General features: G+C 37.4%; 10 protein-coding genes and 3 pseudogenes. 7 read left to right on the forward strand and 6 right to left on the reverse strand.

The window, feature by feature from the left end; translation table 11 throughout:
* From FTT83_RS13950 to FTT83_RS16350, 4 genes and pseudogenes are all read left to right on the forward strand, one after another.
* Positions 1-222, forward strand: a pseudogene (locus tag FTT83_RS13950) (hypothetical protein); the annotation flags it as partial.
* A 12-nt stretch (positions 223-234) separates the two neighbouring features.
* Positions 235-2,574 (forward strand): hypothetical protein, encoded by a 2,340-nt coding sequence (locus FTT83_RS13955; protein WP_002058482.1) that lies wholly within the window; start codon positions 235-237, stop codon positions 2,572-2,574.
* Positions 2,575-2,578: 4 nt separating this feature from the next.
* The gene (locus FTT83_RS13960; RefSeq protein WP_002046149.1) at positions 2,579-5,779 is read left to right on the forward strand and encodes a site-specific integrase; all 3,201 of its coding nucleotides are present in this window, start codon (positions 2,579-2,581) and stop codon (positions 5,777-5,779) included.
* Between the two features lie 60 nt (positions 5,780-5,839).
* Positions 5,840-5,947: a hypothetical protein gene (locus FTT83_RS16350; RefSeq protein ID WP_372551473.1), complete on the forward strand. Its 108-nt coding sequence runs from the start codon at positions 5,840-5,842 to the stop codon at positions 5,945-5,947.
* Between the two features lie 144 nt (positions 5,948-6,091).
* Here FTT83_RS16350 and FTT83_RS13965 read toward each other — a convergent pair whose 3' ends face one another.
* From FTT83_RS13965 to FTT83_RS13990, 6 genes and pseudogenes are all read right to left on the reverse strand, one after another.
* Complete coding sequence (locus FTT83_RS13965; RefSeq protein ID WP_000550047.1) at positions 6,092-6,310, reverse strand: hypothetical protein; 219 nt, start codon at positions 6,308-6,310, stop codon at positions 6,092-6,094.
* 4 nt (positions 6,311-6,314) lie between these two features.
* Positions 6,315-7,609: pseudogene (locus tag FTT83_RS13970) on the reverse strand (Y-family DNA polymerase).
* Between the two features lie 14 nt (positions 7,610-7,623).
* Complete coding sequence (locus tag FTT83_RS13975; RefSeq protein WP_000038641.1) at positions 7,624-8,250, reverse strand: LexA family transcriptional regulator; 627 nt, start codon at positions 8,248-8,250, stop codon at positions 7,624-7,626.
* A 111-nt stretch (positions 8,251-8,361) separates the two neighbouring features.
* Entirely contained in the window at positions 8,362-9,003 is a 642-nt protein-coding gene (locus FTT83_RS13980; protein WP_005245165.1) for an SOS response-associated peptidase, read from the reverse strand.
* A gap of 246 nt (positions 9,004-9,249) precedes the next feature.
* Complete coding sequence (locus FTT83_RS13985; protein WP_002046586.1) at positions 9,250-10,356, reverse strand: ImmA/IrrE family metallo-endopeptidase; 1,107 nt, start codon at positions 10,354-10,356, stop codon at positions 9,250-9,252.
* 12 nt (positions 10,357-10,368) lie between these two features.
* Positions 10,369-11,079, reverse strand: a complete 711-nt coding sequence (locus FTT83_RS13990) for a hypothetical protein (protein WP_001052588.1) — start codon at positions 11,077-11,079, stop codon at positions 10,369-10,371.
* Between the two features lie 858 nt (positions 11,080-11,937).
* On the opposite strand from FTT83_RS13990, the gene FTT83_RS14000 reads away from it, so the two are divergent.
* From FTT83_RS14000 to FTT83_RS14010, 3 genes and pseudogenes are all read left to right on the forward strand, one after another.
* Positions 11,938-12,651 (forward strand): phosphoribosyltransferase, encoded by a 714-nt coding sequence (locus FTT83_RS14000; protein WP_001986287.1) that lies wholly within the window; start codon positions 11,938-11,940, stop codon positions 12,649-12,651.
* Between the two features lie 279 nt (positions 12,652-12,930).
* Positions 12,931-13,734 carry a lincosamide nucleotidyltransferase Lnu(G) gene (gene lnu(G) / locus FTT83_RS14005; RefSeq protein WP_002333496.1) on the forward strand — a complete coding sequence of 268 codons (804 nt, stop codon included), beginning with the start codon at positions 12,931-12,933 and terminating at the stop codon, positions 13,732-13,734.
* 130 nt (positions 13,735-13,864) lie between these two features.
* Positions 13,865-14,788 (forward strand): annotated as a pseudogene (locus FTT83_RS14010) (ISL3 family transposase); the annotation flags it as partial.
* Positions 14,789-15,132: the final 344 nt, after the last annotated feature.

Raw genomic sequence — 15,132 nt, forward strand, 5'->3', positions numbered from 1 at the left:
CATTCTAATTATGTTGCAATCTTACAGTTGATACATAATCTTGATGATTTTATCGAAAAATCACAGCAACACTTGTGCTTTGAGAGAAAAGCTCAGAAAGAGCTGGATGCTAAATTTTTTGCTAGATTTTTTAAGCTGACAAAGAGTTCAATAAAAGATCAACTTTTACCAAATTGTTCAGATCGTAATGAATTTAACCAATGCAATTTGATAAAAAATTAAGCGAAAGCGAATATGCCAAAGATTGAAACAGAAGAGCAATTCTTAGATTTAGCAGAAAAATTCCAAAAAGATTATTGTTTATTACGCAATCATGTTGTGAATACACAATTTGTCGATCTATCAGATGATTTACGTGAAAAAGCCCATGCTCTATATAAGGAAGCACAACAGATATATGGCTATATATCTAGTTCTAGACAATTAGGTAAATATTATTATCTAGCTTCTTTAAGTTATTTTGCATGCCCGACTACTAGTAATACTCAAGAGCTGTCGTCTGAACGTTATTTGATTCTACAAGCGAGTTTTTTAACATATCGGCAGTATCAAGAATTTGCAAAAATTGATAAAGCTGAGAATAAGCAAAAACATGTTTGTGATCTCTTTCGCTATGTATCACGATATGTTCTGGATTCTAATCATGCTGAATTATTTCAAGAATGCAGTGAGCTACTAAATCGCTATGTCATGTACGAACGTAACTTGAAAAAGGAGGATCGTAATCAACTTTTTAATATTAAAGATTTCAAACAAGTACAAGCCATAGAGTATTTATCGGCTCTATTAATAATTTTTAAAAGACTTGATGATCGTCGTGTTGTTCATCGTCAGCGTAAGTCAAAAAAAAGTAAAGTTTTGCAATGGCCGACGAAAAATGAACTCAAAAAATTTCGTGAAATTAAAACGGGTAAGCAAGTAGATATTGGACATAACGCAAAGATCAGTATTTATGATGCCGCTCTTCACAAAGATGAAGAGGGTGAAGTTGATCTATTAGATCCTGAAATGGAGTTTTATTCAGAAGATGAAAAGTCTAAAAATTTAAATTATATACTCAGCGATAATGCGACGCATCTAATGCGGCATCGCCAGCGCCGTCATGCTCCTTTTGTTACAAATCCACATTATTTGGCGCCAGATATACTGAAGCAAATTGTTTATGTGTTGAGAACCGAGTTATCCGGGCACTGGAGGGATGCTGCAATCGCTGCAGCATGTTTATTGTCACTTTTGACGGGATTATCACCCGTCGCACTGATGGATTTTAACGAGCTTATTCAAGATGGAATTTTGATCCAGAATGGTTCAAGTAGACGTCGCGAATATTTACTCAAATTAAATCTTAAAATTACAGAGCAGAAGATTAAGAGCTTAAATCATGTGCGGTGGAATGAAGTGATGACACATCAACTACATTTACCTTCTGCTTGGTTTGACTATATAGAACAAGCATCGAATCCACTAATTTCATCAACACACATTAATACGAAACTTAAGAATTGGCTTGATAATCGGTTTGTAGGTTCGATCACTGTAGAAAAACTGCAGGCTCAATTATATTTTCATATATATTATGAAACATATAATGAATATCTTGCTCATGTAATTGCTGGGCGGGATAGTCAGCATCACATGCCTGGTATCTATTATGGCGGGCTACCGAAAACTCAACTCAGTAGCACATATCTAGCCTTTTTAGAAAAAGCACTTACACCACATTCCACACATTTTACTGAAGACACGGCTGAACTAAAAATATTGCAACAACAATTCAAAGTACAATCTGCATTATCTATAGGAAGGATAGGGAGCCAACTGGCACTTGAACCCAATTTTGTGAAAGAGCAATTCCATATTTTACATAGACATTGTCACGAAAACATCCAAGAAGATAAGCACATTATTAATCAACTTAATGCATATGCGTGTTGGATGTGGCATATCAGTTTGTTGAGTTTGGCAAGTCGGCCTAAAAAAAACCTGTTGGGGAATTTGGATGATTATTGTGTTGAGCTCAAGCTTTTATATGTGAATGATAAAAAAAATAGTAAAGCAAGAAAAGATGGTCGTTTTATCCCTTTATCTGATTTTTTCATAAAAACACTGCAAAATTACACTGCCTTTTTAGAACAAATTATTGAAGCGTACGGTTCATTTTTTAGACAAGTCTTTGCAAAGAAGAAGATAACTGTAAATGATCTTTTTGGTAAGGTCATTTTTAGTAAAGATATCTTGCCGATAACTGTCAAAGAATGGCAGAGCAGGAAAATTAAGTTAATCCCTTTATCGAGAAAATGGGTGAATTCATATATGCAAGGAGTCTTTCCAAAGAATATGTATTCGAATTGGTTACGTCATTTTGACATGAACTTTTTGATGCATGAGCAGCAAGAGGGTAAACCAGCATTAGCTTTTCACTTAATTCAGGCCCTGTATGGTCATGACCAACGTGACCGAGAGGCTTTTCATCCGCATTCTTCACTTATCCCGAATGTCTATGTACAGCAAGCCCGCCAGCAATTGCAAGATAATGTCAAATCTTTATCGATTAAACACTTAGAGCGAAAATAGTTGTATGCAAAAAATCAAAGAACTAATAAAACCACAACTAGATGATCTATTTGTTGATATTCATAAAATGGTGAAAAAGTCGCTAGATAGACAGCCTTCTCCACCTGAAGTATTGACGAAAGAAATGCAGCAAAAACTTGATCAGCAGATCGCTGAAAAATGGCATGACATTAAAGATAGTGTTGATTGTTTGAGTCAAAAGTTGAGCCGAGACGAACAATCAAAACTGATGCAATTTACTGAAGATGAATTTAATAAAAGAAGGAAGCAATTCAACCAGAATGTAGATAAAAAATCATACAGAATTAAGCTAAATCCACATACTAAACGGATCGTACTGCCTAGAAAAATTGAGAGTACAGAGTCACGGTTAGAACAGGGGCATCTACATATCCATGTACTTAAGGAATTAAGGCAGTATTGGCAAGATTCATTTGAATATTGGAATGAACCAAAGTACTTATGGGGAAATTTATGCTTAAGTTTTATATATATTTCAGGCTGTGCAGATGAACAGCATTTGATTGCTATTCAGAAGCAATTGCAGGAGGCCATTGAGCTTGGTACAGATCTGAATTGTTTTCGGTTATACCATTCGGACTACAAAAAAATCACTAATCCATTGTTACTACATTATCGTGTTGAAAACTCTCAATATGGCAACGATGTAGAACAGGGAAAGTTGTACCAATGGAAACATGTTTTTTTTAACCCATATGCGCAGTTCATTTTGCAATATTTAAAAAAGTTGAAAGCTACTCAGAAAGAATTTTGTCTGCAACATTCAGTTGAAGATTGTATTTTAGAAAGCTTGAGTAAGATAGGCAGGAAAAAAAGTCTTGGGGATCTGCAATATCAAATTAAACGCCGTGGATTTCGTGCATTTAATGATGTGCAAATGGTACTCGAATTTAATCCAAACCTCAGCATAGATATATTTTTGAGTAATGTGCTTCAGCAAGAGATTAATACTGTTGCTTTAAGGCCATCCGAATTTAGATTGCTGTGGAATAATGATTACAATCAAGTCACAGAACCAGATAATCGCCCTATTCATTTTGAACAAGAGCAGTTACTTCCTGAAGTTCCGACTGTTCAAAGCAAATTACAAACGATTCCGTATGAGTTGATGTTGTTTGGTCAAAAGAAACGTAAAGGTCAAAAAGTTGAGCGTTTAGATAAAAAGAGGAATAAAGAAGAACGCACGCTACGTTTTTGGCAAGAAACTAGAAGGGTGTTAGAGGAGAAGATAGTTGATGCTAATACGGAGGAAAAGTCTTTAATTGATGCTCAACTACGCTTAATTCACTGGTTAATGCATTTAAAAAAACGAGGGCTTCAATTATCAACTATTGAAAGCTACTTAGGATCGTTTGGCAAAGAATTTATATTTGAGATTTGGCTCAATAAATTAGATTTAAAGCAACAATCCATAGATGACTATGAGGATTTATATCGGCAGCTATTGAAATACAGCAGTGAACGTGATGAAAAAGCAGTTCAACGAGATTCGGTGAAAGGAAAAACCTCTCGTAAGATGCACCAAAGCGCAGAATACCGTTTTGGTCGCCTAAAAGATTTTCATCAATTCTGTATAGAGAATTATGATGCTCCAGGGGTATTGGTGTTACAGAATTCAAGTTTTAAGCATTTACAAATTTGCAATGCACGGCTAGTGAGTCCTTTGCTATTTGGCAAATTATTGGAAAAACTAGAAAATTTAAGTCAAGAGCCAACGGCATCAGAGTGGGTCGATCATCTGAGTTGTTTAAAGCTGATGTATTTACTAAGTTATAGAACTGGACTTCGATTAAATGAAGTTCGTTGTCTTAAAATACAAGATATTATTTGCCCAGAGCTACTTTATAAAGAAAAAGAAAATACAGTTTTTAATAATATCACGCTTCATATCCAAGACAATTCATATCGCCGTCTGAAAACGCGAAGTGCGAATCGTCAAATACCATTGAAAATTGCATTGTCAGAACATGAGTTTTTAGTAGTACAACGTTACATACAACATCGTTATGAGCAATATTTGGTTAATCAGCAGGATGATCTACTTTTTAGTGTGAATCATCGTGTATTAACTGATCAATGTATCAGCAAAATTACAGTAGATTTGTTTAGTCAAATATTAGGTATGCATCATGGCTTTAGTTTTCATACATTACGCCACAGTGCTGCTAACTATCTAGCAATAACTTTGCTCGGTTCAAAAGAAATGATCAAGACCTACACAGATTGTCCTTGGGTAAAAGCAAAAAAGATGAGGGATTTATTGTTTGGTATGAAAGCACGTGCTCAAGAAGAGATTATTCAACATAAATGGCAGGTGCTCGCCTCTTGGATGGGGCATAGCAGTATTGAGCAAACGGCTTCAAATTACCTTCATGTTTTGGATTTATTAGCAGTCGATCGAATTTATAATTCGCCGTGTATCATTTCAAAAAAAGTATTAGAACAGTGTTTTAGTCCAGTGAAGTCAAGTACAGACTACATAAACCTAAATCGTTATACTCAGCAGCAGAAATGGTTTAATTCTTATCAGCAAACACAGCCAGTTACGATGGCTGGCCGACAAGAAAAGAAGTTTAGTATAGAGAAGAGTACTCTGACACCTTTTCAACGTTTGATAAGTTTTAGAGAAGGTCGTTTAAGCGAAGATACCCAAGCTCAAGAATGGATGCAACGATGTCAATGGATGAGCACTAAATGGATGGATCGCCAAAAATTTAATTTAAAAACGAATTATGTTTATAGTAAGAATTTAGAAGAGAGTTGGTTTGATGAACTTTACGAAAAGGCTAAAAAACTGACTCGTCCAGATGAAATAATTCCTCTCCTTGATTTTCATTATAAAGATGATAGGCAGCAAGATGCACTGAAAGAAAAGAACATGGTTAAGGCGCTTAAAATATTATTATTATTTGGAAAACTGCGTAAGAATTTTCTACATTTTCAATGCCGAATGAAAGGTGATGAGCAACAAATTGTTAATTTTATTACTGGTATAGAGCCAATGTTAGGAGATCATCTGTATTTAGAAAAACAAAACTACCCAGTTAATTTGGATGCTCCTGAGCGAACCGTTAAATTTAGTTTTCAAAGAGTTGTCGGCTCTAACAAAAAAAATGTTACTCCGCTGGTTATATTTAATTTAATGTTAAAAATGATGCAAAAAGATGAACTCTGGATCAAATAGCCTAAGCATGTTAAAGGGGAATTGTTTAGAAATTTCCCTGTTTATAAGTAAACTGCCTTTATGAAAAGCACCATGCTGACTTGGATTAATAAGCGGAATGTAGTATCACAGTTTGATCGCTGGATTTACGAAAATGGTGTGAAGATTAGCGGTATGGTAAATCGATGAGCTAAAGTGTTGTAGTCCAAACTCGATCTGACAATTACCCATTTTTTAGTGTGCCCGTCAGGTTAAATTTGAACTGAATTTTTCTCAGCCCAAATTCATTTCCAATCAAGTTATGTTTCAAGTGGCGTGCGAACACTGCACAATTTAATTCACGGTGCCTAAGACAGGTATCAACTTCGGACCAGCCATTCTAGCTTTGCTAATGATTTCCACCAGCTCATCATAAGTCAGTTCAAACTTATCCTCACTATCAAATACATAGACCATATTCTTGCCTTCATGTTCAGGTGGAGTAGGTGGTACAAATCGTTTCGGGATAAGAATTTGTGCGAGTTGTTCGTCAGTTAATTTAAATAAGTGCATGTTTTTATCCTACTCTTGGTAAGTCAGACCATTTGGTTAAATACGAAGGTGATCTAAGGTTTTGATTCATGTGCCATGTGGCTTCTTTATTGTTGGCAATGCCTAGCGTGACGAGATTCTTCCCAAACCGTTCACTGATGGCTTCGACGGCATCTGAAAGCCTTTCTCGCTCTTGCTTATGTGAATAGTCCGTGAATAGATCGGGCACAAACTTGGATTGATCTGTAATTTCGAGCAGCACGATTCCCGCCTTTTTATACTTAAAGCCTTTCTTAAATATCTGATCGATGCCTTTCATCGCGGCCTTGGTGATGAGCAGTAGATCATCCGTATGCTCATGCATTTGAACGACGATGTAAGGCGAGTAGCGCTCTGTATTATCAAAGCGACTGGTTTGGATATACACGCCGATCATCTTGCAGATTGAGCCATCTTCCCGCATTCGTTTCACGGCTCTGGCCACATAAAGCCGAACCGAAGCTTTAATGTCATCCATTTCATACACTGGGTTGCCATATGAACGGCTGCTGATGATTTGCTTCTTCGCTACAGTATCATCACTAAGGTCAATACAAGAAAGGCCCTGTAGCTCAAGCACCGTCTTTTCCATCACGATACTAAACTGCTTTTTGATTTCTTTAGGATTGGCATTGATCAGATCCAGCACAGATTGAACACCCATAGTATTGAGCTTCTTACAGTTCTGTCTGCCTACGCCCCAAACCTCAGACACATCAACCTGCGCGAGTAGCGTTTCTGTAGAGCATGGGTCCATATGGGCCAGATTACAGACCCCATTGAAGAACTTGTTTTTCTTGGCGAGATGATTGGCAATCTTGGCTTCGGTTTTAGAGCGACCAATTCCAATACAGCAGGGTAGGCCTAACCAACGCCAAGCCTTAGCCCTCATGTCTTGAGCATATACAGTCAGGTCAAATAGATGCTCGTAAGCTGTGAGCTTCAGAAAGCATTCATCAATGGAATAGACCTTGTATCTCCTGGTGCAACATAGTCCCCAGGCAGCTCCATAAAGCGCTTGGACATTTCGCCATATAAGGAGAAATTACTGGATAGCACCTGAATGTTATGTTGTTTGATCAGCTCTTTAATTTGGAATACAGGAACACCCATCTTGATGCCTAAGTCTTTCGCTTCCTGGCTTCTGGCCACGGCACAGCCGTCATTGTTGCTGAGCACAATGGTTGGGCGATCATTCAAGGCAGGATTAAACACACGCTCACACGAGACGTAGCAATTATTCACGTCGACTAACGCGAATATTTCATTTTCACTTTGCATGGTTATTCTTCTTTTTATGAGCGGTGATAAATACGCTTTAAATTAAAAGTCACCACACCCCAGATTGATATGGTCTGACTATCATCAGGAATGATGTGATTGTAATTCGAATTTTCAGCCTTCAACCAAAGTTCTGGAAGCGGATAATCTTCATCTCCAAATATTTCTTTGATTTCAGACTTGGACATCTTATTGGTGATCATCAGCCGCTTAATGGTCGAGGCATTGTCATCAATCAGGGCAACCACGATATCGTAATGCTTGGCTTCAATACTGCGATCAATAATGATTGGATCATTAATCTCTAGGCCAGCATCGAGCATGGATTCACTGTCTACATAGGCAATAAAAGTAGAAATAGGGTTGTGAATCAGGAACTCATTCAGATCGAGTGCTTTGTCTTGCTCATCCTTGGTGCTGAAGGCCGGACCTGCAGGAATACGCTCTAAAGAGACGGGAATAGATACTTTGGATTTGGGTAGGACAGCAGTAAGCCCTAATTTTTCAACAAGCTCATTTTGAACAGCGATTTGTTCAAGCACGGTGTTGATGGTAGGACTTGGTTTACCCTCTGGACCCATGAGCTCTTGTAAAGATGACCATGCGTCGTCAGAGAAGTAAATAGGCAACTTCTTAGACATGAGATACTCCTACGCTACGAGGCGTGTTTGGAAGTAGAATTTGTTTAAATAGGATATTACTAACAGCGTTTAAAATTCAAATTTAAAAAGTTGTGGATAAACAAGGATGCGTCAGAATAAGACGTTTTGTTTCTGCTCATCGCGTGGAAATGTGACGAATTCATCGGGCATTTGAAAGAAATATTCATGCGCATGTTCATGATCGGCTGTTAGCCAGTCTTTTCTGTACTGTTCTGGAATAACGATGATGGATCGCTTCTCATCCTTCGGTGCATGGAATTGTTTCATAAAAGGGTGATGGTCCGAATTGATGGTCAACATTGAAAAGGAACGTACCTTATTGCCATTAATCACTGCATCATCATAGATCCCTGCAACAGTAAAAGGCTGATCATCTTTACGCTTGATGGTGTACCAGTGTGGCTTGTCATTGATGTATTTCGGCTCATAAAATTCTTGTACTGGGACTAGGCAGAACTTGCTGTACTTCCAAGCATGTCGAAAGCTAGGCTTATCTGCTACAGACTCAGTTCTGGCGTTATAAGTATGACTGCTGAACTTCAATTCTTTCGCCCAGCTCGGTAGTAATCCAAACTTTGCAATATCAAGCTCTAAGTGATCTGAGCCGTTCAGAATGATTGGAGCATGATAGGAAGGGAATACATGATCCTTAAGCTCAAGATCAAACTGGCTTGTATCGACACCTAAGAGTGTCAAATTTCTTTTATTTGGAAATAGGTAATTTGAGCACATAGCCTGATCACATAACTAAAGAATTTATCTGAAATTGTATACGATGCTTTATGGAACACATGGGATTTATGGTGTCAGTTCAAGTAGGCTATATGAAAAAAGTCATGATGGGGCAAGTTACATTTTCAGTTAAAGTATGACTTATGGGATGCAAAACTACGTTGGGCGTGAAGTCATAAAAAAATTAATCAGGATTTTGCATAAATAGTGCGCCGTAAGGCGCATTATTTTTAAGGAAGGTTTGTATTACTCGACAATATATAACTTATGTTTTTTCTTCGGGGGCTCAACTTTAACTAAAGCATCAAATGTTAATTGATTAAAATCTTCTTCAGAGATTCCAATTTCATCAAGCATTTTATTTTTATCAAAAGATGGTTGTGAGGCTAAAACAGAGATAATTTTGGGCAACATCAAACTCTCATCTCGATGAGTTTCTTCAGGTTCATTAATGTTGTAGCCCAACGAATTGATCTTTATAGAGTTACTACGATTAACCCAATCACTAACTAATCCCAGCTTGTGAGCTTTATAGTTAATAGCCTTCAGGGATGTTCGCCAAATCTTTTTATACTCAATCATATTTTCTAGTGAAAAATAGCGTGGAGCAGTAGAAAGAAATGCATCTGTTGGCATTAAAAATTCAGATGAAAATTGATCCGCTTCAGTTTCGAGAACACGATTATCTTTCTCGACACGAATTTTTTTGTTATGCGTATGCATAACGATATGACCAAGTTCGTGTGCACAATCGAAGCGGGCTCTTTCGGCAGACTTAAATGTATTTAGAAATATGAAAGGGCTACCACTTTCATCATCAAAAAAAGATAGTGCATCAATTTCTCGAATTTCAGTCGGTAATCTAAAGACACGGATTCCCTTTAGCTCACACAACGAAACAATGTTATTAATAGGTTGATTACCTAAAGCCCATAAACCTCTCAACTCTGACGCTAGGTGATCGGCATACTTAGATTCACCCAAAAACTCAGTAATATCTAAATCAGGACGGTGAAAAGTAGGTAACTTTACTTTCTGATTTAAGTACTTGTTAATATTTATTGCTAAAAGAGTATATGCCTCATTAGCTTTTCTATGCTGTGCTTTAATACGAGCAACCGATCTATAGAAGATTTGGTCTGTTTCATGTGGTTGTGTGTCATTACCTGCAAAGAATGACTTGGGTAAATTTAATACACGGCATATATCATCTTGATCATTTTCATTGATTTCTTTATCCACGTCTAAAAGTTGCTTTACCTTAGAGATAGAGCAACTCAATTTTTCTGCGAAATCGGTATTGCTAAGTCCTCGTAATTCTTTAGCAATACGTAAACGATCTTTATTAAACACATTAACCTCAGATTAAACTACAAGCTGAATATCAAAATCATCTGGTTTAATTTCATTAGATGGTTCCAATACTGGCTTAGGATCAGTTTTTACAGGAACTGTATTATCTATTTCAAATGCAATTCTGCAAGTATGGTCACTTGGTAAAATTGAAATTTTTTTCGCTTTTAAGTCCTGTACGAAGCTAGTTGGGTATGCAAATTCAAAAGGAATATTTGGGATATCAATGTCTTTATAGGCTGGATGTGATGCTGAAGGAAAGTATAAAATCCATGTTCTCAATTTTGTCTCATCATCATAAGCAGACTGATTCTCCTTAATATTATTTAATGTCATTAATCCTTTTTCACAGTGTGCTGATACAACTTGATCAGCTAACCCCAATGCAATATTCCCGCTCATAAAGATAATTTGTATTTTCTTTACTGTATTCTCAATTCTTGGCTGGCTGTCATTGTGGAATATCCAAGCAGGATCAGATTGTCGAAGCAGTAAAGCAATCTGTTCTCCAATTTTTCCCCATCGTGCAATAAAGCGTGCACGGTTATAGTGAGTATTTGTTCTATAGTCAGCATCACCGATCATAATTGCGTTTCTGACTAACTCGAGATCAGGTAATCCTAACTGTTTAGCTTTTTTGATAGCATTTTCACCTTTGAAAAAATCACATGGCGTGGGTTCAGAAGGTTGGATTGATTCTTCATCAAGGAGATTTAAATTCATCTTAAAAGTTATCCTAAAGTAGCGAATGTCTTTTTTATAACATCTTTTGATGTTTTAAAAAAGACATTTTTTATAAATGTGTGCTATCTTCACTTACAACTTGATAATAAGAATTTTGGAGAAGAGACGTTGAGTAACTTATTCATTAATCATAAAAATTGTCCTGAATGCGGTGGCCGTATCAAAGGCTATTATTACTACTGTGGGCAGTGTGGTAGTCAAAATGTTGTAAACTGGAAGCACACGGGGATATTTTTGTTGATTGCTGGAAAGATTTTTCTGGTTGCTATGCTTTTTTTGCTAAAAAATTTTGTTCAAATCCATTTTTTTCACAAGTTTCATTGTGCTAATTTTTTAAATAATTCATAGAGGTTGATAGTAAAATGAAAGTTAAAGATTTAATTAAATAATTAGAAGAGTTTGATCTGGAATTAGATGTTTTAATTGCTAATGAAGAGAACAAAATCATTGGCATAAAAACCCTAGCCCGATTCTTTGAAATAAGCTATGTTTCTTTTGTTCATCCAGAGACACAAAGAAATGATATGGAAAGAAATGTTGAATTTACCTTTTTAGGAATGTCGACTAAAGACTCTAGAGTTATTGTTTTTATTGACGTTGTTCCATAATTTTCAAGTAGTCAAAATGAGTATACAATATTCATGTGATGCAAGAAGATACAACTGGATAGGATGGGCCCATAAGTATTTGAAGCTGCCTCGTGTATGATCATGGGGACTGTCCAAACAAACGGCTTTTGAGAGTGCTGCCTGATACGAAAAATAATATCCAAGAGATGCTAGCGGTAAATTTAGTGTAAAATTTAATGCTAGCCATCATTAAAACTTATTTAAAAATATGAAGTTATATCGCACAGATTGGAATATGTTTCCTAAAACGGTTATTGACCGTGGTCTTGGAGATGCAACCTCTCATTACATGTATGAAGCTGCTAAAGCAGGGGATGTTGAAAGTGCGTATATTTTAGCTAAAGATTTAGTTTCGGATGAGGCGATTGCTGAACTAGAAAGAATTATCGATGGTCGGGAAACTATTATAGTACCTGTACATGCTGAGGAAGCAGTCGGTCGTAATATGATTCCTTTAGCTACTTCAGCAGTTATAGCAAAGAAACTTGGGCTTGAAGTTGATACGAATATAGTTCAAGCTATAAAAGTATCAAGAACTGGCGGTGATGGGTGGCATAGATTAGCCAACCCACCAGCATTTGATGGGACAATAAACAATGATAAATGTGTTATTATTGTTGATGATACCCAGACCCAAGGTGGTACTTTTGCAGCATTAAAAGGTCATATTGAAACAACTGGGACGAATAAAGTTATTGGAGCATATGCACTGACGGGTAAACAATACTCATCACAATTAGCTCTAAGTAAAGAAACTCTTCAGCAATTGAGGGATGTATATGGTAATCTTGAAGCATGGTGGAAATCGATTTACGGGTACGATTTCGAAAGGCTCACAGAGTGGGAAGCAAAGTATATCCTCAACTCTCGTAAAACAGCTGACGAAGTCCGAGATAGAATCATTGCGTCAAAACAAACGTGATGCTTATGCACTTATGATGAAAATGAATTAATTATTATGGGTATCCGGAATTTCTGGTTGATCTAATTTTTAACAAATGAAATAGTATATTTCAGTTTAAAAACTTAGGATTAGTCTGCCCATTTTTCCATATACTAAATAAATGTAAGACTGAATAGCTAAAAAGGCTAAATAGTTTTATTTGAGTGTCTTAAAAAGTGACATGACTAATCCTTCCAACATTATTTGGGAGGATTTTTTATTTCTCCCTGAATCAAAATAAAGAAAGAAGGAATCGAATTGTTAAAACAAAAGGAACTAATGGCAAGGGTTAAGGAACTTGTCCAGTCAGATGAACGAATATCTGCTTGTATGATGTATGGCTCTTTTACAAAAGGAGAGGGAGATCAATACTCTGATATAGAATATTACGTTTTTCTAAAAGATGATACAATTTCCACCTTTGATTCAGCAAAATGGCTAAATGAAGTCGCTTCCTACACTTTACTCTATCAAAATGAGTACGGTACGGAAGTAGTAATTTTTGAAAATCTAATACGTGGTGAATTTCATTTCCTTTCCGAAAACGAAATGAATATTATTCCTTCATTCAAAGAATCAGGCTACATTCCTGACACAAAAGCAATGTTTATTTATGATGAAACAGGACAACTAGAATTGTATTTATCAGAGTTGGAAGGTCCGGGACCAAATAGACTTACAGAAGAAAACGTAAATTTTTTATTGAATAATTTTTCCAACCTATGGTTAATGGGGATTAATGTTCTTAAAAGAGGGGAAAATGCACGTTCACTGGAACTTTTATCTCAATTACAAAAAAATATACTACAACTCATTCGAATTGCGGAAGAAAATGCCGATAATTGGTTTAATATGACAAAGAATCTTGAAAAAGAAATTAGTCCTGAAAACTATGAAAAGTTTAAAAAGACTACTGCCCGATTAAATGAATTAGAACTATATGAAGCCTATAAGAACTCTTTGCTTCTCGTTATGGAACTTCGAAATCTCGTTGAAAAACAGTATCAATTAACCATTAGCGATGATTTTTTAGGCAAACTGTTTAATTATATGAACGAATAAATAAAAAGCCTGTATCTCAAGTGATAACTAAGATACAGGCTTTAATTGTTATTTACTTTAAATACATGTTCTCAAAGTGAAAGTATTGATTTTAATGGATTTTTAATAGTTTACTCTTGATAATATTGCGGGCCTGGACGAGAAGACGGTACGCGACATTTTCAACGCCCGCGCCGAATTCCTGGGGCGCTGGCACCGCTTCGAGACGCCCCGCATTCTCGGCATTGACGAGTTGTACCTGAACAAGCGCTACCGCTGCATCCTGACCAACATCGAGGAGAGGACCCTGCTCGACCTGCTGGCCACCCGCCGTCAGGACGTGATGACCAACTACCTGATGAAGATGAAAGACCGGCAGAAGGTCAAGATCGTCAGCATGGACATGTGGAATCCCTACCGAGCAGCGGTCAAGGCGGTGCTGCCACAGGCCCGCATCGTGGTCGATAAGTTCCATGTGGTGCGCATGGCCAACGATGCCCTGGAGAAGGTGCGCAAGGGCCTCAGGAAGGAGCTGATGCCCTCCCAGAGCCGAACCCTCAAGGGTGACCGGAAAATCCTGCTGAAACGCGCTCACGAAGTCTCAAACCGGGAACGCCTCATCATGGAGACCTGGACCGGCGCATTCCCACAACTGCTGGCCGCCTACGAGCACAAGGAACGTTTCTACGGCATCTGGGACGCTACCACACGGCCCCAGGCAGAAGCCGCCCTGGACGAGTGGATAGCCACCATCCCGAAGGGCCAGAAGGAAGTCTGGAGCGATCTGGTCAGGGCTGTAGGCAACTGGCGCGAAGAGATCATGACCTACTTCGAGACGGACATGCCCGTCACCAACGCTTACACGGAGTCCATCAACCGACTGGCCAAGGACAAGAACCGTGAAGGACGTGGTTACTCCTTCGAGGTGATGCGGGCACGAATGCTCTACACCACGAAGCACAAGAAGAAGGCCCCGACCGCGAAGGTCTCTCCGTTCTACAAGAAAACCATCGGTTACGGACTGCCGGACTTCGCAGAGGAACTCAACTACGGGGTCGATCTATCAACCATCTGATAATGGTATCAGGTTGGTGGGGTAAAGGTGCCCCATCAACCATTAAATCCGTATACCCATTATTATTTAATTAAGTTAAAAGACTGCTATATAGCGGTCTTTTTTGTTTTTGAGCTCTACAAATTTTAATGAGTACATATAGTTACTTTTATAAAAATGATAATAAAGGGTAGAGGAGGTCATCTAAGAATTTAAAGCACAAGACTTATTTAACATTGATGACAGAAAAAGTGAGTTGTTGGGAACTTAAAGAAGAGGTGGTACTTATAATGGTTACTAAAATACAAATACTTAAAATATTAAATATATAAAACAATATATTACAAATATATATGATGCGTAGT

Source organism: Acinetobacter sp. YH01018, from assembly GCF_013420295.1.
Taxonomy (GTDB): Bacteria; Pseudomonadota; Gammaproteobacteria; order Pseudomonadales; family Moraxellaceae; genus Acinetobacter.

Excerpts from the sequence above, each read along its gene's own strand:
- FTT83_RS14000 (WP_001986287.1), top strand. The coding sequence starts at position 11,938 with ATGAAGTTATATCGCACAGATTGGAATATGTTTCCTAAAACGGTTATT.
- FTT83_RS13960 (WP_002046149.1), top strand. The coding sequence starts at position 2,579 with ATGCAAAAAATCAAAGAACTAATAAAACCACAACTAGATGATCTATTT.
- FTT83_RS13990 (WP_001052588.1), bottom strand. The coding sequence starts at position 11,079 with ATGAATTTAAATCTCCTTGATGAAGAATCAATCCAACCTTCTGAACCC.
- FTT83_RS13955 (WP_002058482.1), top strand. The coding sequence starts at position 235 with ATGCCAAAGATTGAAACAGAAGAGCAATTCTTAGATTTAGCAGAAAAA.
- FTT83_RS13975 (WP_000038641.1), bottom strand. The coding sequence starts at position 8,250 with ATGTCTAAGAAGTTGCCTATTTACTTCTCTGACGACGCATGGTCATCT.
- FTT83_RS13965 (WP_000550047.1), bottom strand. The coding sequence starts at position 6,310 with ATGCACTTATTTAAATTAACTGACGAACAACTCGCACAAATTCTTATC.
- FTT83_RS13980 (WP_005245165.1), bottom strand. The coding sequence starts at position 9,003 with ATGTGCTCAAATTACCTATTTCCAAATAAAAGAAATTTGACACTCTTA.
- FTT83_RS16350 (WP_372551473.1), top strand. The coding sequence starts at position 5,840 with ATGAAAAGCACCATGCTGACTTGGATTAATAAGCGGAATGTAGTATCA.